Below are 19741 nucleotides of genomic sequence, written 5' to 3'. Positions count from 1 at the left end.
TTTCTCTCTTTCCTATATTATCGAATCATTTTAATTAAATTGCTTGTCCCAAGCGGCAACTTCTGATTCACCATACTTTTCCTTGATCAATTGCTTGGTCTTGCTTGTTTGGTAAGCCTTGACAACGTCTTGGTAAATTTTCTTGTTCTTGTTCTTCTTTTGGGCAACGATGATGTTGACCCACTGGTGTGAATCCTTGTTCAAAGGTTCCACGAAGATGGCATCCTGGTACTTTAGGCCAGCTGACTGGGCATAATTACCATTGATGACGGCGCCTTGAACGTCAGGAAGGTTGCGAGCAGTTTGATCGGCGGAAACTTCCTTAATCTTCAAATCCTTTGGATTTGCGGTGATGTCCTTAGTTGTTGCGAGCGTCAATCCTGATTTCAACTCAATTAACCCAGCGTACTTTAAGAGGTAAAGGGCCCGACTTTCGTTTGATGGGTCATTTGGAACGACAATGGTGTCACCATTTTTAAAGTCGCTGACATTCTTGTATGTGTTGGAATATAATCGGATTGGGCTAATGGCGGTTTCACCGATTGAGGTTAATTCGTTGCCGTTCTTTTGGTTATAAGCATCTAAGAAGGCGTAGTGCTGGAAAGAGTTCAAATCAATGTCGCCGTTTTGCAAAGCCTTGTTTGGCTGTGAGTAATCGGAGAACTGCTTGAACTTAATCGTTATACCGTACTTATCCTTAGCCGTTTGGGCAACGCTCTTCCAAATATCATCGTCATCTTTGTTCGCTGACATAATGCCGACTGTCACCGTTTTATTACTACTCGTACCGTGATTGCCGAAGCTTGTATAAGCTAGTGCTGCGACTGCGACAACTGCGATACCAGAAATCAACCAACCTTTTTTTGACATTTTTTGCTATTATCTCCTTTTATTCTGATGTCTTGATTTTAATTTTAGCAACAAAAAAAGCCACTTCTATCTTTAAGATTTAAGACAGAAGCGACTTTCGCGTTACCATTCTGAGTTTTTGCCCAAAGTTACCTCGAGGCTGCTCACTAACCATCGGGCCCCGGGGAATGATCCTAGCCGAATGGTGTGCCCAAGTAACGAGGGCCAATCCGTCAACTACTAACGGTAAACCGAGTCGTAGTTGCCAATCACAGGTCATTTTCAAAAGCTTCCTTACCTTACCTTGCACCAACCGGTAAGTCTCTAGGCTAAGGGTACTTTTTACTTTCCTGATCAACTTGTTTGATATGATGTGTCTATACTACAAGATGTTCGCTTCCTTGTCAACAAAAATGATAAAAATTTTATTAAAAGTGCTAAATTAGCCCTTGTTTAGAACTATTATATTAAAAACATTGCTGATAGTATTAACAAAATGATATTGCAATGGCTCTGCTTTATTCGAAGTGACATGGTATTGGCGTGTGGTCTTTGATTGATATATTGGGAACAATGAGATGGTGATGGAGGTAATATAAATGGGAAAGTTAATTGTGATTCGAGGAAATTCGGGTAGTGGCAAAACGGTCACTGCGAATGCATTACATGAACAACTTGGTGAAAATAATTTATTAATTCCGCAAGACTATGTCCGCCGGACAATGCTAAGAGTGAAAGATGTACCCAAAAATCTATCAATTAATCTAATCAAGGAGATTGCTTTGTTTGGGATTAAAAATTGTCGTTACACAATTATTGAGGGGATTCTCCCAGCTGCGAAATATGGCAAAATGCTGTCCGAACTAATTGAACAGGCTGACCAAAGCTTTATTTATTATTATGATTTGCCATTTGAGGAGACAGTCAAGCGACATCAAGAAAAAAAGAACCCTGGCTTTAATGAGGTTGATTTAGCAAAGTGGTTTTTACCCCATGATTTATTACAGGTTGCAGGTGAAAGGATTATTGCCGTGAGTCTTGACCAAGAAACCGTTGTTCGAAAAATCATAGCTGATTTAGCTCATTAAAGATATGTTAAAAAAGGAAAAGAAACCAACTGACCGGTTCCTTCTCCCTTTATGCATTTAAATTCTTATAGCTAGCGATTGCCCGCTTGCGGGCGAGGGCATGATCGACGATTGGTTTTGGATAATCTTTTCCAAGGATTACTTGGTATTTTTGCTGGTCTGCATCGCTCAGGCGGTCGATGTGGTGGATTTTATCGGCTGGCAAAGCAGCCAGTGCCGGGATGTATTGCTTAATAAATTGAGCATCCGGATCAAATTTTTCGGCCTGGGTGAACGGATTAAAAATGCGAAAATAAGGGACACTGTCCGTGCCGGTTGAAGCAGCCCACTGCCAGCCACCGATGTTGCTAGCAGGATCATAATCGACTAGTTTTTCTTGGAAGTATTGCTCGCCCCATGTCCAATTAATCAGTAAGTCCTTGGTTAAAAAGGAGGCAACAATCATTCGTAAGCGGTTATGAAGCCAACCAGTTTGGTTCAATTGCTGCATAGCCGCATCGATAATTGGAAAGCCGGTTGTGCCGTTTTTCCAGGCTTCAAACTGTGCCTCATCGTTGATCCAGGGGATGTTTTGAAACTTTGTGTTCACAGCCTGGTTCTTTTGGTCAGGGTAAATGGTGTAAATCATATTATAAAAGTCGCGCCAGCAGAGTTCCTTGATAAAGGTCTCTTTGCCTAGACTAGCTGGTTTTCGGCTGACCGCATCGTAAACCGTTCGGATCGAAATTTCACCAGTTCTTAAGTACCGTGATAAATGGCTCGTACCATCGAGGGCTGGAAAGTCTCGGTTCTGGTCGTAGTAGACTAATTTGTGAGAGACGAAGTCCGCTAAAGTGTTGGCAGCTTGTTGCTCACCAAGACTGTCTTGGTAGGCGTAGCTGTGGTTTTGATTGATTAACTTTTTGAGGTCGTCAAGGTGGTCTGTGAAAGGTTCTGCCAGCTGTTTATGACTAATTTCAATGCTGGCTAGAGCCGGCAATGGCTGATCTTTTTTAGAGGTTAGCCATTTTTTATAGTAGGGGGTAAAGATTTGATAGGCGCTTCCGTCTTGCTTTTTGATTGCTGAAGCGCTGGTTAGCGTAAAGTCCAAAAAGGGGTGGGCAACGATACCAAGTTTTTGTGAAAGGTAGCGGATGGTTTGCTGGTCCCTTTTGCGACCGTAACCACGCTCATCGAAATTCAGGTAGATGTCGCCGACTGAAGGGACTTTTGCTTTGATTTCTGTGACAATATCAATCACTGAACCAGTTTGAATTAAGAGGGTGAGATTGTCTTTGGCAAGGGACTCTTTAAAATGTAAGACACTAGCAAAAAAGGCACTTTGGTTGACGCTTGCATCGTTTTGAACTTGCTGTGGGTCAATAATAAAGATCAAGATGACCTGATCGCTATTTTGTATGGCGGCCTGTAATGCCTGGTTGTCGGTGAGCCGCAGGTCCCTGCGAAACCACATGATACTTGTTTTTGTCATTTGTTTTCCTGATTAACGATGGCTTTTGAATGTTCGAGTTGAGAAATGAAAAATTAGCGCTGTTAACGGTGCTTTGATTCTTTCGCTTAATTGGACGAGAAAAATTAGTTTTTTAACCGTCACTTTTCGTGCCAGTTAATATGGGGCTCATTTGTCATTATTCTCTATTTTATCTTACTTGTTGGCACTAGCAAAATGTTGTTGATGCATTGTGGCAAGGAAAGCACAGTTCTAATGTTTTAAATTCATTTAGAAATAGCAAAAATTACTATACAGCTGTAAAAATTCTGTTATACTGAAAACATAATATAATTTCTGAGGGAGTAACTGACGAAATGTTCGTGGCTGATAACCGTCAAAGCAAAACAGTAATGTTTTATATCGTGCAAGCTTTATCGCACCGGCTCAGCCTTAAACAGTGAGACTCATACCATGACGCTTTTTTGCGTTTGGTATGGGTCTTTTTCTTTTACCCAGACCAGATAAAAAAGAGAGTAGTAAGAAAAGGAGAGAATTGTGGCAAAACAACCATATCAAATTGATGTCACTGATTTGACCAGCGAGCTCAAGACAAATGCTCAAACTGGTTTAACCGAAGAACAAGTTCGCGACCGTTTGGCAAAGGATGGACCCAATGCCCTGGTTGCAAAGAAAAAGCGTAGTCTTTTTCAAAAGTTTGTTGACCAATTTAAGGATTTAATGATTGGAATCCTATTGGCTGCTGCCTTAGTCGCCGCCTTTACGGGGGAAACAACTGATGCCGCCTTTATTTTGGCCATCGTGATTATTAACGCCGTTTTCGGTGTCTTTCAAGAAAGCAAGGCCGAAGGGGCCATCGAGGCTTTAAAGGCTTTGGCGACACCAAAGGCTAGAGTGGTACGTGCTGGTCGTGACCAGGAAGTACTTGCCCCTGATTTAGTCGTGGGTGACCTCGTGTACCTGGAAGCCGGGGACGTTGTCCCAGCTGATTTGCGTTTGGTTTCTGTCGCTAACTTACAGGTGGAAGAATCAACTTTGACTGGCGAGTCAGTGCCAGTCGAAAAGACGGATGCCGTCTTGACTGGCGAAAACTTGCCGTTGGGTGATCAAGCAAACTTAGCTTTTATGAACGCTAATGTGACCTATGGAAAAGCAACCGGTATCGTGATTGCGACCGGCATGCAGACCCAAGTTGGTCAAATTGCAAAATCCCTCCAGTCAACGGATGAAACCAAGTCACCACTGCAAGAAAATTTGGCGCAACTGGGTCGAATCTTGACTTATTTAATCTTGGCGATTGCCACTTTGACATTCGTGGTCGGTTACTTTACCCAAGACGCCAAAGTGATTGACTTGATTTTGACTTCAATCTCTTTGGCCGTTGCAGCCATTCCTGAAGGATTGCCAGCCATCGTGACGGTTACTTTGGCCTTGGGAACAGCCCGGATGGCCAAGAAGGCTGCCTTGGTCCGGAAGTTGCCCGCTGTTGAAACTTTGGGCTCAACGGATATCATTGGTTCCGATAAGACTGGGACCTTGACCCAAAATAAGATGACCGTTGAAAAGTTGGTCTTGGCTGGGGAAATCGTTGATTTGCAGGCTGAAAATCCTTTTGAAGCCGACCAAGTCAACCCGGATTTGTTGAAATTGGCCGACTTACTGGCTTTGAATAACGATACAAAGGAAATTGATGATGGCTTGGTTGGGGATCCAACCGAAACAGCCTTGATTGCCTTTAATAAAAAGTACCGTCCAGCCTATACGGACACGTTGGCTCAAATGCCTCGGGTCAGTGAAATTCCATTTGATTCCGAACGTAAATTGATGACGACTATTCATCCAGTTGCTAAAGGTTACGAGGCAACTGTTAAGGGAGCGCCGGATTCGATTTTGGCTCGAGTCAGTCAGGTCTTAGATCACGGTAAAATCAGACCCGTGACTGAGGCTGATTTGGCCAAATATCAAGACATCAATGCTGAGTTAGCTGACCAGGCTCTCCGGGTCTTGGCCTTTGCCTACAAGGATTTGAATGCAGTGCCTGACAATCCGCAGGCAGATGTGGTGGAAAAGGACTTAATCTTGGTTGGTTTAATTGCCATGATTGATCCGGAACGTCCCGAAGTCAAGGGTGCCGTTTTTGAAGCAAAGAAGGCCGGCATCCAACCGATTATGATCACGGGTGACCACCCTAAGACTGCTGCTGCTATTGCCGGTCGTTTGGGCATCTTAACGGAGGAAGATGACCGTACCAAGGCGGTTATGACTGGCGCCGAATTAGATGAAATGTCGGAAGAGGCCTTCCAAGATCGGGTTAAGGATGTGCGCGTCTATGCCCGAGTTGCACCAGCCCACAAGGTTAAGATTGTTCAAGCCTGGCAAGGTAAGGGCAAGGTCGTGGCCATGACCGGAGACGGTGTGAACGATGCGCCGGCCTTGAAAACTGCCGATATCGGCGTTGCCATGGGTATTACCGGAACGGAAGTGTCTAAGGAAGCGGCCGATATGGTTTTGGCCGATGATAATTTCTCAACAATTGTTGCGGCTGTGAAGGAAGGTCGAAAGGTTTTTGCCAATATTCAAAAGGCCTTGCAGTACTTGCTGGCATCGAACTTGGCCGAAGTGATTGCCATCTTTATGATGACATTACTTGGTTGGGAAGTGTTGGCGCCTGTTATGATCCTGTGGATCAACTTGGTAACCGATACCTTGCCAGCGATTGCACTGGGATTGGAACCAGCCCAGAAGGGCGTGATGTCACAGAAGCCACGTGGTAAAACTGCTAACTTCTTGTCTGGCGGTGTCGGCCCAGCCATTATTTGGCAGGGAACTATGCAAGCCATCCTTGTTTTGGCGGTTTATGGCATTGCCTTGGCCTTCCCAGAGCACCAGGGATCAGAATTGATTCACGGGGATGCCTTGACGATGGCCTTTATGACCTTAGGGTTGATGCAGATGTTTAATGCCATTAATGTAAAGAGTGTTTACCAATCAGAGTTGGGACCACAGGCCTTTGCTAATAAGTTCTTCAACTGGGCCTTAGTTTTCTCACTCTTTGCCATGATGGCCGTTGTCTTTATCAAGCCATTGAACCCAATCTTCCACGTGACTTACCTTGACAGTCACCAGTGGTTGACGGTTGTCCTAGCAGCTTTTTCTATCATTGTGATTGTCGAACTGGTAAAATGGGTACAACGACAATTTTTCAATAAAGGATAAAGTATAGTGGCCAAATTTAACCCCAAGCAATTACAGTATTATCTTCAAGCACTTCAAGATGTTTTGACTAAGACACAGGAAAGAGCTGACAGCGTTTCACCATTTTTCGTTAAGTTGGACTCAGCTAAGCAAGAGTCAGCAGTCGCTGACATGCCTAAGGCTGATTTTGCCGAAGTAAAGGCGGAATTTGATGATGCTGTGGCTGTTTACCAAGAAAACGCAAAGACTTTAGCCGCCTTGACTGTCCCCGTTCGTTTTATGGGTGCCCACAAGACGTTGGCGAAAGCTTACCAAGACTATGCCGACGCAACAGCACTGATGGCTGATGCCTTGATCCTTGATGGCCAAAAAATTGACGACGAAAAATTTGCTCAATCTGAGGCTGACCAGGAAACTTACTTGAACAAAGTTCAAGCGCAAGTAGCTAAAATCTTTGGTGTATAAAAAAAGAGCACTGCAACCGACCAAGTCAAACGGTCGCTTCGCGGTGCTTTTTATGTGCTAATGGTCAATTGACTAGTTTTTATGAAAAAAATCAGTGACGCCTTTGAGTGTTTTTTTGGTAAAGGCCCCCTGGCTGACCTGTTCTCGCAGTGGCAAGAGGTTCGTTTGCCAATTTTGATACTGATCGGCCGTGATGGTTTTCATTCGCGCCTCTAGTTCGCTTAAATCTTTGATAGTAAAGCCAATCTGGTAGCGGTCAATTAACCGGCCAATCTGGCTTTCTTGCCAGGCAATGATTGGTAACCCAGCCTTGAGATAGAGACTGGCCTTATGTGGGGCATTGATTTTCGTGTAGCTTTGATAGTGGCGGGTATTAAAGTCGCTATCCCAAAGCAATCCAAACCCAGCACTTAAGTGGTTTTGAATGTCGTCAGGTTCAAAGTTGCCAGCCCATTGAATGTCAGCTGGCATCTGCCAATCACGCCATTTTTTAGGCCGGTTGCCAAATAACTTTAGTGCTGGCCCTTGGTAATCTTGTAACCAGGGGGCTTTTTGCCAAGTACCGGCATAATTTAGAATTTTTTGATAACTGGCAAGGGGTGGATTAGGACCCAAATAGTCAAAGAGGAGTTGAACAATTGTAGCTTGATTAACACCCATTTTTGCTAAGGATTCGCTCATTGCCTGTGAATGGGTGATGATGAGATTGGCCTTTTGTGCCAAAGCGAATTCTGTCGGGTCAGCTTTTGTTACTCGGAATGGTTCGAAATCGTGAATTAATAAGGCATAATTAGCTTTTTTGTCTTGAATAGCTGTCAACCATTCGGCTTCAAAATCAGCACTCATGTAGGTTGGAAATTGGTGGACCACGGTATCACCCGGTACAATCAGCTTGAGTGCCGCTTCGATGTGCTTTTGCCGCTCTTCTTTTGAGAAGCGTTGATCGTTGTAGCGTTCAAGTGGCAGGAGAGAGAAACCGCTTGTTTGAGCGATTTTGGCGTAGTCGTCCTTAGCCTTTAAAGCCCCCTTGGGCATCCACGGTTCGATTGTTTGGGTAATCCAATTAGTCATGAAGTCTATTATAGCAGACTCCATTCAACCTTTCGGACTAGACCACTAACGTAATAAAAACTGACATTGTCAGTAAATGCCCTGTTAGTTTTTGATATAATAGGAACATTATGAAAAAGAGGTTATTATGAAAAAAGTACTAATGACTTTGGTGACTGCAGTGGCAGCCTTCCTGGCCTTTGGTGTGGCAAGCCAAAAGCCAGCTTCGGCCAGCGAACCCCACTACATTATCGCCACGGATGCTACTTACGCACCCTTTGATTTCCAAGATAAGAACAATAAGTACGTTGGTATTGACCAAGACATTTTGGCCGCCATTGCCAAGCGTGAAGGATTTACATATGAGTTAAAGCCAATGTCCTTCAACGCCGCTACCCAGGCCGTTGCTTCTGACCAGGCCGATGGGGTGATTGCTGGAATGTCAATCACTGACGCCCGTCGTCAGGTCTTTGATTTTTCAACGCCTTACTACCGGAGTGGAATTGGTTGGGCAACGGCCAAGGATTCAAAAATTAAGTCCTTGTCTGATTTGAAAGGGAAGACGGTCGCTTTGAAGACCGGGACTGCCGGTGCACAGTACGCCGAATCAATCCAAGCAAAGTATGGTTTCAAGATTACTTATTTCTCTGATTCCGATACTTCATACCGTGATGTCATCAATGGCAATTCGGACGCAACGTTCGGTGACCTGCCAGTTTTGCAGTATGCCGTTAAGAACGGAACAGAATTAAAGGTTCAAAATCCAAAGGATCCATTTAACGCTGGTGACTATGGTTTTGCCGTTAAGAAGGGTGCTAATGCTGCTTTGTTGGCTGCCTTTGACAAGGGCTTTGCGGCCATCAAAAAGGATGGTACTTATGACAAGATTGTCAACAAGTACTTGGATGCCAAGGCGTCCACCTTTACTGGTTCAGCCGCAGATAACAACTCTGTCTTTGGTATCTTGCGTTCAAACTCATCCGCCTTCTGGACTGGTTTGAAGGAAACGCTTTACTTGACAATTGTTGGAATTGTTTTGGCAACGATCTGGGGCTTGCTCTTGGGCGTTATGGGTGTGGCCAAGTCAAAGTTCCTGCGTGGCCTGGCAACAACCATCATCTATATCTTCCGGGGTATGCCAATGATGGTTTTGGCCTTCTTTATCTACATTGGTTTGCCTGGTGTGATTGGTGTGAAGATTCCTGCCTTTACGGCCGGTGTTTTGACCCTGATTTTAAATGAAGGAGCCTATACAGGTGCCTTCGTTCGTGGTGGTTTTAATTCCGTTGACGATGGCCAGATGGAAGCGGCTCGCTCATTAGGGCTTTCGCATGCAAAAGCCATGCGTAAGGTAATTATTCCGCAAGGTTTGAAGTTAATGATTCCAAGCTTTATTAATCAATTTATTATTACCTTGAAGGACACGTCAATCTTGTCTGCAATCGGTATTTTGGAATTGACACAGACTGGTACGTTGATTGTTACTCGGAATTCACAGGGATTCCGTGTCTGGGCAATTATCGCTGTGATATACTTAATTGTAATTACGTTACTTACATGGTTGAGTAACTGGGTTGAAAAAAGGACACGAGCATGAGTGAAGAAAAGCAAGTGAAAGTACACGTTGATAAGGTTAATAAGTCATATGGCGATAACCATGTTTTGCGTGACATCTCTTTGGACGTGATGGCCAACGAAGTTGTTGTAATGATTGGACCCTCTGGTTCCGGAAAGTCAACCTTCTTGCGGATGTTAAATCAGTTAGAAATGCCAAATTCTGGTTTGGTTGAAGTTGATGGCTATGACATTTCTGATTCAAAGACTGATATTAATAAGGTTCGCGAAAACATCGGAATGGTGTTCCAGAACTTTAACCTCTTTAACAATTACACGGTTTTGCAAAACATTACTTTGGCACCTGTTCAATTGGGTAAGATGACCAAGGAAGAAGCAGATCAGCGTGGTAAGGAATTGTTAAAAACTGTTGGTCTGTCTGATAAGGCTGACAAATCAGTTAATTCATTGTCAGGTGGACAAAAGCAACGTGTTGCTATCGCCCGTGCTTTGGCAATGGACCCAGACATCATGCTCTTTGATGAACCAACATCAGCCTTGGATCCAGAAATGGTCGGCGATGTGTTGGATGTCATGAAGGATTTGGCAAAGTCAGGAATGACGATGATTATCGTTACCCACGAAATGGGCTTTGCCAAGCAAGTGGCTGACCGGGTTGTCTTCTTCGAATCTGGTAAGATTCAAGAATCTGGTACGCCTGAAGAAGTGTTTAATGCGCCAAAGAACGAACGTTTGCAAACTTTCTTGTCAAAGGTGATGCAAGCCTAAGGTCAATTGGTCGCTAACACGTAAAGATAGGAAGAATGAATACAATGGTCAACCAACGAGTAAAACCGATTTTGGTGGCGTTAACGCTTTTCTTGGGCTTTTTTGCCTTTGGAACGAAGGCCAGTGCCGCCGAACCCAATTATGTCATTTCAACTGATGCGACTTACGCACCCTTTGATTTCCAAGACAAAAATAATGAGTACGTCGGGATTGACCAAGATATTTTGAAAGAAGTGGCTAAGAGAAACCATTTCACCTATACATTGAAGCCAATGTCTTTTAACGCAGCTGCTCAAATGGTCGCAAACGGCCAGGCAGATGGGATTATTGCTGGAATGGCGATCACAGACGAACGAAAGCAAGTCTATGATGTTTCGGATCCATACTATAAGACTGGTGTTGCTTGGATTACCAAGAAGGGCTCCAAGATTAAGTCATTATCAGAATTGAAGGGCAAGACGGTTGCCTTGAAGTCTGGAACTGCTGCTTCAAATTACGGTTTGTCTTTGCAAAAAAAGTACGGTTTTAAGGTTAAGTACTTTAACGATACTGATACCATGTACAACGATGTTGTCAACGGTAACAGTGCTGCCACCTTTGAGGATATGCCCGTTATCCAGTACGCCATTAAAAACGGCTTGGATTTGGAAGTTAAGAATCCAAACAACCCAGGTAATGCCGGTGGCTATGGTTTCTTCGTTAAGAAGGGACAAAACCCACAGTTGATTGCTGATTTTAACAAGACCTTGAAGGAAATGAAGGCTGACGGTTCTTATCAAAAGATTGTTGATAAGTATTTGAAATCAGACCAAAAAAACTTTACTGGTTCAGCTTCTGATAACAACTCAACTTGGGGCATCTTGCGCTCAAACAAGAAGGCCTTCTTTGATGGTCTGGTGCAGACTATCCAGTTGACCGTTGCTGGTATTATCCTTGCTTCTTTGTGGGGCTTGTTGCTTGGTTTGATGGGTGTGGCAAAGTCAAAGGTCTTACGTGGGTTATCCACAACCATTATTTACGCCTTCCGTGGTCTGCCACTGATGGTCTTGGCTTTCTTCATTTACATTGGTTTGCCAGGCGTTATTGGAACGAAGATTCCAGCTTTCACGGCCGGTTTGTTGACGCTGATTTTGAATGAGGGCGCTTATACTGGGGCCTTTGTTCGCGGTGGTTTTGAAGCTGTTGACAGAGGACAGATGGAAGCGGCTCGCTCATTGGGATTGCCTTATGGCAAAGCAATGGCTAAGGTAGTTGTTCCGCAAGGTTTGAAGATTATGGTCCCGTCGTTTGTCAACCAGTTCATCATTACCTTGAAGGACACGTCAATCTTGTCTGCCATCGGAATTTTGGAATTGACACAAACGGGAACACTGATTGTTGCCCGGAATTCACAAGGGTTCCGTGTTTGGGCGATCATTGGTTTGATTTACATGATTGTGATTACGCTGTTGACTTGGTTCTCAAACTGGTTAAAGAAGCGTTTAAATTAATTAAAAATAATTTTAAAGGGCCTTCTCGTCTAACTGACTGAGAGGCCCTTTTTATGTTACTTGCGATTAATTCATTCAATCAATATTGCTTTGCCAATCTGGCTCATCGAAGTGAAAATTACCAGTGTCCGGCCTGTAAAAAACCGGTTGTTCTTCGTCAGGGACAACAAAATGTAGCCCACTTTGCTCACCAGGTCCAAACGGGCTGCCATGCCTTTACAGAAGGTGAAACAATCGATCATCTTTTGGGTAAGATGGCGCTTTACCAACATTTTGCAAAAGATTATCAGGTCGTGGTCGAACCTGTTTTAAGGCAAATTAGTCAGCGCCCTGATTTATTGGTGAAACGATCGCAAGGAAAAGATTTGGCAATCGAGTACCAATGTTCACCAATTGGTAAGAAACGTCTGCAAGAACGCAATCAAGGCCTACATAGTCTCGGACTAGAGGTTATGTGGGTTTTGGGACCTGACTACTATCACCGACGTTTGTCAGGCGAATTAACTTGTCGATTTCTTGATGACGGTCGGCTATTTTTTTATGTACCTAAGCAGAAGCGCTTTGAAACCCGCTTTAATTTTTCTAAGACGGACTTTCATAAGCTGCAGTATGAAAGCCGGACTGGTTTTGGGGCTGCCTTCTTGAGTGCAGTTAAGGGCAAGCGCCCAGAAAAACAGTTCACTTTACCGTCAGAAATTAACCAGATAAGGTTAGTCGGCCCAACCAGTGACTTGGCCCAGCACCTACTCTACCAACGAACTAAACTGACATTGCTGATGGTTCAGGGCCGCATTAACCTTGATTTGATTAATTATCTTTACGAACAGGGACATCGTCTTGACCAAATCCCGGACTGGTGTCTTTTAGGACAAGCCTTTGGCCTAGCAGTTCCAAACTGGCATTTTAGGTTAGTGCTTGTTTTGTTGTTGGAAAGAGTTGGCCTTAGCCATTGGATTTCTGAAAAAAGCCTTAGTGCCCGTTTAAGGCAGTATTTTTATCCCAGTTTTCAGGACCAAGAAAAAATCTTGCAAGCGACTTATGCTGATTTGGCATCCAGCGGGGTCATTTGCTTACAAGACAGTAAAATTCTAGTGATAAAGCTCCTGCAATTTGTCGCAGATTGAGATTGCTATGTTAAAATGATTAAAATATAAGAAAAAGGGGGGCCTGAAGCAAGTCAATGCCTTGGGCAACAACTACATGGGACAAATCACACGACAAGAAGTGCCAGCCAAACTGACTTGGGATTTAACCACAGTCTTTGCAGATGACCAGGCCTTTGAAGAAGCCTTTGCCGCTTTGAGGGCTAGCTTGGCCGACTTGGACCAGTATGTCGGGCACCTTGGTGATTCTGCCCAGACTCTGTTGGCCGGTTTGGAAACAGATCTGCAAATCGAACGGTCATTTGAAAAGATTTACGTTTATGCCAATCAAAAATATGATGAAGATACGACAAACAACCACTATGCTGGTGTCTACGCCCAAACCCAAGACCTATTAGCCGCTGTGAGCCAAGCAACCGCTTTTTTCCAACCGGAAGTTTTGGCGATTGATGAACAGACTTTGGCCACTTACCTAGAAGATCAGGCTCTGGTGCCTTACCGTCATTTCTTCGATGTCTTGCTTTCAGAAAAGGCACACACACTGCCCGCAGATCAAGAGGCCCTGCTAGCCGGTGCCTCAACTGTTTTGTCATCGGCTGAACAAACTTTCTCGGCGCTGGACAACGCCGATATGGACTTTGGTGATGTCGTCACGGAAAACGGTGAAGTCGCAGAATTGACGAACGGCCTCTACGGCGTGATGCTGCGTTCTAAGAACCAGCCAACACGGCAGCAGGCCTTTACGACCCTTTATGACGCTTATATGTCGTTGAAAAATACTTTCGCTTCAACGTTGTCTTCAACGGTTAAGAAACATAATTTCTTGGCGAAGACTCGTCACTACCAATCCGCGAAGGAAGCGGCCGTGCTGTCTAATCAGATTCCAACAGCCGTTTATGATACTTTGACTGACCGTGTTGAAAAGAACCTGCCACTTTTGCATCGTTACGTTTCATTGCGCAAGGAAGTCTTGGGCTTGGAAGAAGTTCATTCATACGACCTGTACGTTTCCTTGACAGATGATGTTGACTTGCCTGTTACCTATGATGCTGCACAAGAAATCGCCTTAAAAGCCTTAGCACCATTGGGTGATGATTATCTGGCAGTAGTCAAGAAGGCCTTTGCGGAGCGCTGGATTGACGTTGTTGAAAACAAGGGCAAACGGTCAGGTGCCTATTCTGGTGGCGCATACGATACCAACCCTTATATCTTGCTGAACTGGCAGGATACATTGGATAACGTCTATACTTTGGTACACGAAATGGGTCACACCGTTCATTCTTATTTGACTCGGCACAACCAGCCTTACCACTATGGTGATTATCCAATCTTTTTGGCCGAAATTGCTTCAACGACTAATGAGGCCCTCTTGACGGACTACCTGCTGAAGACTTATGATGACCCTAAGGTTCAAGCCTATGTTTTGAACCAATACTTAGACGGTTTTAAGGGCACGGTCTTCCGTCAAACGGAATTTGCTGACTTTGAAGCTTGGATTCATGATCAAGATGCTGCTGGCCAGCCACTGACGGCCGAAGCGATGGCCAATTATTATGGCGACTTGGATTCAAAGTTCTATGGTCCTGATTTGACTAAGGACCCAGAAATTGCTTATGAATGGTCACGAATTCCACACTTCTACTACAATTTTTACGTTTATCAGTACGCTACTGGTGAAGCGGCTGCCACAACACTGGCCCAAAACATTTTGGAAAAGGGTGAGGCAAAACGCTATAAGGACTATTTGAAAGCTGGTAACTCAGCTAGTCCATTAGAAGTTATTGCCAAGGCTGGCGTTGATATGACAGAAGGCGCATACTTAGATCAAGCCTTTGCCGTCTTTGAAGATCGGTTAAATCAGCTTGAGGCATTACTTGGTCAGGCAAAGTAAGAAGGGAGTTTCAATAATCATGGCGAAAATTTTAGTATTTGATGGGATTGATGAAAATGCACTTGCTCCATTGAAGCGAGCAGGCTTGGAAATCGTCTCAAACCCACAGGCAACATCAGAGGATTTTGCCAGTGATGATGAAGTCGTAGGCATCATTTTGATGATGTATAAGATTGACGGCGCGGTCATGGACCGTTTCCCCAACTTGAAGGTCATTGCTCGTCATGGTGTTGGTTATGATAACGTTGACTTGCAGGCTGCTAGTCAACGTGGCATTGCCGTCACGAACACACCCGGTGCTAATGCCGGTGCAGTTGCTGAAACAGCGGTTACGTTAATGTTGATGGCTGGTCGTTTGTTTGAAACCAGCCACGATGCCATTACAGACAAGAAGGCAGCCAATTATATGGCTGGTAAGAGTGGCCAGCAAGTTTCAGGCAAGATTGTTGGCATTATCGGCTTTGGACATATTGGGCAAGAAATCGCCAAATTATTGACTGGTTTTGGTGTTCACGTTTTGGCCTATGCGCGTCATGAGCGCAACGTTCCCAATGGTCGGATGGCTGACCTCGATGAAATCTTCCAACAGGCAGATTTTGTTGTTTCAGCTTTGCCCGCAACGCCAAGCACAACTGGCTTGATTGATCAAAAGGCCTTTGACCAGATGAAGACAAGTACGGTCGTAGTCAATGTTGGTCGTGGACCAGTGATTGATGAAGCTGCTATGATTGCTAGCTTAAAATCTGGTAAGATTGCTGCTGCAGGACTGGATGTGGTTAACCAGGAGCCAATTAGTCCGGATAACGAATTATTGTCCCTGCCAAATGCCTTTGTCTTGCCACACGTGGCAGCGCACTCCAAGGAAGCGGATTTTGAAGTGGCTAAAACGGCCGTTAAAAATGTCTTAGCAGTTTTCGAGGGCAAACCTGCTGAAGACCAAGTCAACGATTAAATCAATCGCAATTTTTGAAACTGGCTAGTCAAAAACAGGCTAGGCGGTTTTCCTGATTTTTGTTATACTAGAAATACGATGAAGGACCTAGTAGGGGTCAGCCAGTAGCAAAGCGAGCGGTGTCTAGTGTAAGACCGTCTGTTGGTGCCTCGAATTTCAGTCTGGAGACTTTGGCTTAACAGTCAACGGTAAGCCGCCGATACCGGCCAAGAGTGCTGGCCTTTTGGTCAGAAACTGGGTGGTACCGCGGAAGTTCTCTTACGTCCCTTATGTTGTGCGAACAACATAAGGGACTTTTTATTTGGAAAAAGAGGAAGATGAATGACATTAATTGATGAATTACAGGCAATTGCTAAGCAAGCTGAGGCCGATTTGGCAGTAACGGGAGCCGACTTAGAGCAAGTTCGGGTGGCTTACCTGGGTAAAAAAGGAAAAATCACGACAGTTTTGAAGTCGATGAAGGACCTTTCAATCGAAGAAAAGAAGGCTGTCGGCCAGGTCGGTAATCAGGTTCGCCAACAAATCCAAGATAGCTTAGCAACCATGAAGGCTATTCAAGAAAAAGCCGCAATGGATGCCAAGTTGCAGGCGGAAACGCTTGATGTAACACTGCCGGGAACACAGCCCAAGTTGGGTAATCGGCATGTGTTGCAACAGATTATGGATGAAATCGAAAGCCATTTCTTGGGATTGGGCTACCAAGTGATTGATGACCCAAACGATTCACCCGAAGTGGAAACGGATGAGTATAACTTTGAACGGGAAAACCTGCCGAAGGATCACCCAGCTCGTGATATGCAGGATACTTTTTATGTGACACCAGAAATTTTACTGCGGACACAGACATCACCCGTGCAGTCACGGGCGTTGGAAAAGCATGACTTTTCTAAGGGACCATTGAAGATGATTGCACCGGGGAAGGTTTACCGCCGTGACACCGATGATGCGACGCACTCACATCAATTCCACCAAGTGGAAGGTCTGGTTGTTGGTAAGAATATTACCATGGCTGATTTGAAGGGGACATTGTTGTCAATTATGCAGGAACTTTTTGGTGAAAAGCACCAAATTCGTCTGCGTCCATCGTACTTCCCGTTTACGGAACCATCTGTCGAAGTTGACGTTTCTTGGAACGAAGTGACGGAAGATACCAAGCCAGAAGATATTCGTTGGATTGAAGTTTTGGGCGCCGGAATGACCCATCCAAACGTTTTGAAGATGGATGGTGTTGATCCAAAAGAATACTCAGCCTTTGCCTTTGGCTTAGGCCCTGACCGTTTTGCCATGTTGAAGTATGGCGTGGAAGACATTCGGCAATTCTACTTAAACGACGTCCGGGTCTTGAATCAATTTAATAAGCGGGGAAACTAATCATGAAGACCAACTTAAAATGGTTAAACGAATACTTACAGCCAGGACTTGATTTGAGCGAACAGGCTGTCTTAGATTTGGCACAGCAAATTGAATTGACCAGTGTGGAATTGGAATCCGTTGGAACGGCTGCTGCTAAGCAGTCCGGTCTTGTGGTTGTCCGAGTTGATTCGGTTGTGCCACATCCGGATTCTGATCACATGGTGATTACACAGGTTTTTGATGGTCAAGAAACAATTCAGGTCGTGACCGGTGCACCAAACGTGGCTGAGGGGCAGTTAGTTGTTTTGGCCCGTGTCGGGGCTCAGATTATTGACCGTGAAAGTGGCGACTTGGTGACAATCAAAGAGGCAAAACTCCGTGGTGAAAGTTCATATGGCATGTTGGTTGCCTTGCAAGAAATTGGCGTAGCCGACGCTGTAGCACCACTGGACTTTGAGCAAGGCATTCACGTTTTCACAGAAGAAGATGGTGTCAAGCCTGGAGATGATGCACTCGCAGTTTTGGGCCTCAAGGATCCGATAATTGATACTGATTTAACCCCGAACCGGGCCGACCTTTTGTCGATGCGGGGGATGGCCTATGAACTGGCTGCCATGACTAACCAAAAGGTGATGCTACCCCAGACAACTGTCTTGAGTGATCAATCAGAGTCAAATGCCGTGGTGACGGTTGCCGGAAACGCTGATTTGGCAACGGGATATGCAGTCCGTGTTTTGGGGCAAGTTAAAAACAGCCCATCACCTCTCTGGTTGCAAAGTCGCCTGTGGAATGCAGGTTTCAAGCCAGAAAATAAGATTACTGATTTGGCCAATTATTGGCTCTTGCTGACGGGACAACCTTTGCATGTTTATGACTTGGATAAATTAGCAACGATGCAGTTGGAAGTTCGCTTGGCAAAAGAGGGCGAAACATTACCTCAAGGAGAAGAAGAAAAGATGGCTCTCCGTGCTGGCCAGGATATTGTGGTTGCGGCCGGTGATCAAATTGTGTCTTTGGCAGGAATTGCCACGAATCCAGCAGTTGCAGTGACAGCTGATACAACGAAGGTCGTTGTTGAAGCTGGTCAGTTTAACCCAAGTCTTTTGCGGCAAAGTGCTCGCCGTCATAACCTGCGATCAGAGTCTTCTTTCCGGTTTGAACGAGGAATTGACTTGGATCAAACTCTTGAAGTTCTGGATCAAGTGTCTGCTGAAATGGCTTTGTTGACCAAGGGGAAGATTGTTGTTGGTTTGAGCAAGTTTGGCTTTGCTTACCGGGCACCAGAAACGATTACTATCGGTCGGGATCGAATCAATCAAATTTTGGGAACGGATTTGTCAGTGGCAACAATTTCTGCTATTTTCAATCGCTTGGCGCTACCAATCGATGAAAAAACTGGTCAGTACACAGTAACCATTCCGGGTCGCCGGACGGATTTGACGATTCCAGCTGATTTGATTGAAGAGGTTGGCCGTCTTTACGGTTATGACAACCTACCAACGGCTTTGGTTGCAGGGCAAAGTACACCTGGTGATTTGACACCACGACAAAAGAAGATTCGTGCTAGTCGAGAAATTATGGAAAGTCTCGGATTTGATCAGGCCATTTCCTATGTCTTGACAACACCTGAAAAAGCAACAGCTTTTAATTTGGATCGAAACCGGGCTGTGGTGGCCTTGGACTACCCAATGTCATCGGATCGGACGACTATTCGACAAAATCTTGTGTCTGGTTTGTTGGATGACGTGGCCTATAACGTGGCTCGCTCGATTAAGGACATTGCCCTCTACGAGCAGGGACGAATTTTCTTGGCGCAAGGCGAAAACGTGCAGCCGGAAGAACGTGAGCACTTAGCCGGTGTTTTGGTCGGCAATGTGGCTGAATCGAGCTGGCAAACGGGTGAAAAAGATGAGACTGCTGATTTTTATGATATCAAGGGTCGGCTAGAGGTGTATTTACAAACGATTGGCCTTGATTCAAATGCAGTTCGCTTTGAACAAAGTTCACAACATGAAGCCATGCATCCGGGGCAGACGGCAGATGTTTATCTTGGTTCAACTTACCTTGGCTTTGTTGGTCAAATTCATCCGGCTGTTTTGGCGAATGCCAAGTTGCCGGCAGTCTTTGCCTTTGAAATTGACCTGGAAGCAGTCATTGCTCATTCACAGGCACCGGTTGCTTATCAACCTGTTTCAAAGTATCCACAGATTAGTCGTGATTTGGCTGTCTTGGTTGATGACAGTATCGACCAACAGCAGGTCTTTGACGTGATTAAAGCAAATGGTGGGGCTTACCTTCAAAATGTTACTTTCTTTGACTTGTATACGGGTCAGGGGCTGCCAGTGGGGAAGAAGTCGTTGGCGTATGAGTTGACCTATCAAGACAAGACTGACACCCTAGTTGAACCGGTTGTCACAGCAGCCTTTGAAAAGATGACGGCAACTTTGACAGCGGAATTAGGTGCGGAAATCCGCTGATTTTGATTGTCATGTTGTAACAAAAACGATATAAT

General features: G+C 44.9%; 14 protein-coding genes. 11 read left to right on the top strand and 3 right to left on the bottom strand.

Annotation, left to right across the window (positions count from 1 at the left end; translation table 11 throughout):
• Nucleotides 1-30: 30 nt before the first annotated feature.
• Nucleotides 31-870, bottom strand: a complete 840-nt coding sequence (locus tag M3M36_RS02550) for a MetQ/NlpA family ABC transporter substrate-binding protein (protein ID WP_252774288.1) — start codon at nucleotides 868-870, stop codon at nucleotides 31-33.
• Nucleotides 871-1448: 578 nt separating this feature from the next.
• Between M3M36_RS02550 and M3M36_RS02545 the strand changes: the two genes are divergently transcribed.
• The gene (locus tag M3M36_RS02545; protein WP_252774287.1) at nucleotides 1449-1937 is read left to right on the top strand and encodes an adenylyl-sulfate kinase; all 489 of its coding nucleotides are present in this window, start codon (nucleotides 1449-1451) and stop codon (nucleotides 1935-1937) included.
• A 49-nt stretch (nucleotides 1938-1986) separates the two neighbouring features.
• Here M3M36_RS02545 and M3M36_RS02540 read toward each other — a convergent pair whose 3' ends face one another.
• Nucleotides 1987-3408: a cryptochrome/photolyase family protein gene (locus M3M36_RS02540; RefSeq protein WP_252774286.1), complete on the bottom strand. Its 1422-nt coding sequence runs from the start codon at nucleotides 3406-3408 to the stop codon at nucleotides 1987-1989.
• A 516-nt stretch (nucleotides 3409-3924) separates the two neighbouring features.
• On the opposite strand from M3M36_RS02540, the gene M3M36_RS02535 reads away from it, so the two are divergent.
• Both M3M36_RS02535 and M3M36_RS02530 read left to right on the top strand, forming a co-directional pair.
• Nucleotides 3925-6603: a cation-translocating P-type ATPase gene (locus M3M36_RS02535; RefSeq protein WP_252774285.1), complete on the top strand. Its 2679-nt coding sequence runs from the start codon at nucleotides 3925-3927 to the stop codon at nucleotides 6601-6603.
• Nucleotides 6604-6609: 6 nt separating this feature from the next.
• Nucleotides 6610-7047: a chemotaxis protein gene (locus M3M36_RS02530; protein ID WP_252774284.1), complete on the top strand. Its 438-nt coding sequence runs from the start codon at nucleotides 6610-6612 to the stop codon at nucleotides 7045-7047.
• 72 nt (nucleotides 7048-7119) lie between these two features.
• Here the strand turns inward: M3M36_RS02530 and M3M36_RS02525 are convergent, their stop codons facing one another.
• On the bottom strand, nucleotides 7120-8118 hold the full coding sequence (locus tag M3M36_RS02525) for a glycosyltransferase (protein WP_252774283.1): 999 nt from the start codon (nucleotides 8116-8118) through the stop codon (nucleotides 7120-7122).
• Between the two features lie 127 nt (nucleotides 8119-8245).
• Here M3M36_RS02525 and M3M36_RS02520 point away from each other — a divergent pair, with 127 nt between their 5' ends.
• The 8 genes from M3M36_RS02520 to pheT all read left to right on the top strand — a co-directional run bounded on the left by M3M36_RS02520 (nucleotide 8246) and on the right by pheT (nucleotide 19706).
• Nucleotides 8246-9694, top strand: coding sequence for an ABC transporter substrate-binding protein/permease (locus M3M36_RS02520; protein WP_252774282.1), 1449 nt, complete (start codon nucleotides 8246-8248; stop codon nucleotides 9692-9694).
• Nucleotides 9691-10440 carry an amino acid ABC transporter ATP-binding protein gene (locus M3M36_RS02515; protein ID WP_252774281.1) on the top strand — a complete coding sequence of 250 codons (750 nt, stop codon included), beginning with the start codon at nucleotides 9691-9693 and terminating at the stop codon, nucleotides 10438-10440. Before M3M36_RS02520 ends, M3M36_RS02515 begins: the two co-directional genes overlap by 4 nt.
• 44 nt (nucleotides 10441-10484) lie before the next feature.
• Nucleotides 10485-11930, top strand: coding sequence for an ABC transporter substrate-binding protein/permease (locus M3M36_RS02510; protein ID WP_252774280.1), 1446 nt, complete (start codon nucleotides 10485-10487; stop codon nucleotides 11928-11930).
• Between the two features lie 53 nt (nucleotides 11931-11983).
• Complete coding sequence (locus M3M36_RS02505) at nucleotides 11984-13054, top strand: competence protein CoiA (RefSeq protein WP_252774279.1); 1071 nt, start codon at nucleotides 11984-11986, stop codon at nucleotides 13052-13054.
• Nucleotides 13055-13130: 76 nt separating this feature from the next.
• A complete protein-coding gene (gene pepF / locus M3M36_RS02500; protein WP_252774278.1) occupies nucleotides 13131-14924 on the top strand; it encodes an oligoendopeptidase F in 1794 nt (597 codons plus the stop codon).
• A 19-nt stretch (nucleotides 14925-14943) separates the two neighbouring features.
• A complete protein-coding gene (locus M3M36_RS02495; RefSeq protein ID WP_252774277.1) occupies nucleotides 14944-15876 on the top strand; it encodes a phosphoglycerate dehydrogenase in 933 nt (310 codons plus the stop codon).
• Between the two features lie 321 nt (nucleotides 15877-16197).
• Nucleotides 16198-17247 (top strand): phenylalanine--tRNA ligase subunit alpha, encoded by a 1050-nt coding sequence (gene pheS, locus M3M36_RS02490; RefSeq protein ID WP_252774276.1) that lies wholly within the window; start codon nucleotides 16198-16200, stop codon nucleotides 17245-17247.
• A gap of 2 nt (nucleotides 17248-17249) precedes the next feature.
• Complete coding sequence (pheT, locus tag M3M36_RS02485; RefSeq protein WP_252774275.1) at nucleotides 17250-19706, top strand: phenylalanine--tRNA ligase subunit beta; 2457 nt, start codon at nucleotides 17250-17252, stop codon at nucleotides 19704-19706.
• The last annotated feature ends 35 nt before the right edge of the window (nucleotides 19707-19741 follow it).

The sequence above is a fragment of the Fructobacillus americanaquae genome (assembly GCF_024029775.1).
Classification (GTDB): domain Bacteria; phylum Bacillota; class Bacilli; order Lactobacillales; family Lactobacillaceae; genus Fructobacillus; species Fructobacillus americanaquae.
Note: the sequence above shows the minus strand (reverse complement) of the source record. Positions and strands in the feature narration are given on the sequence as shown.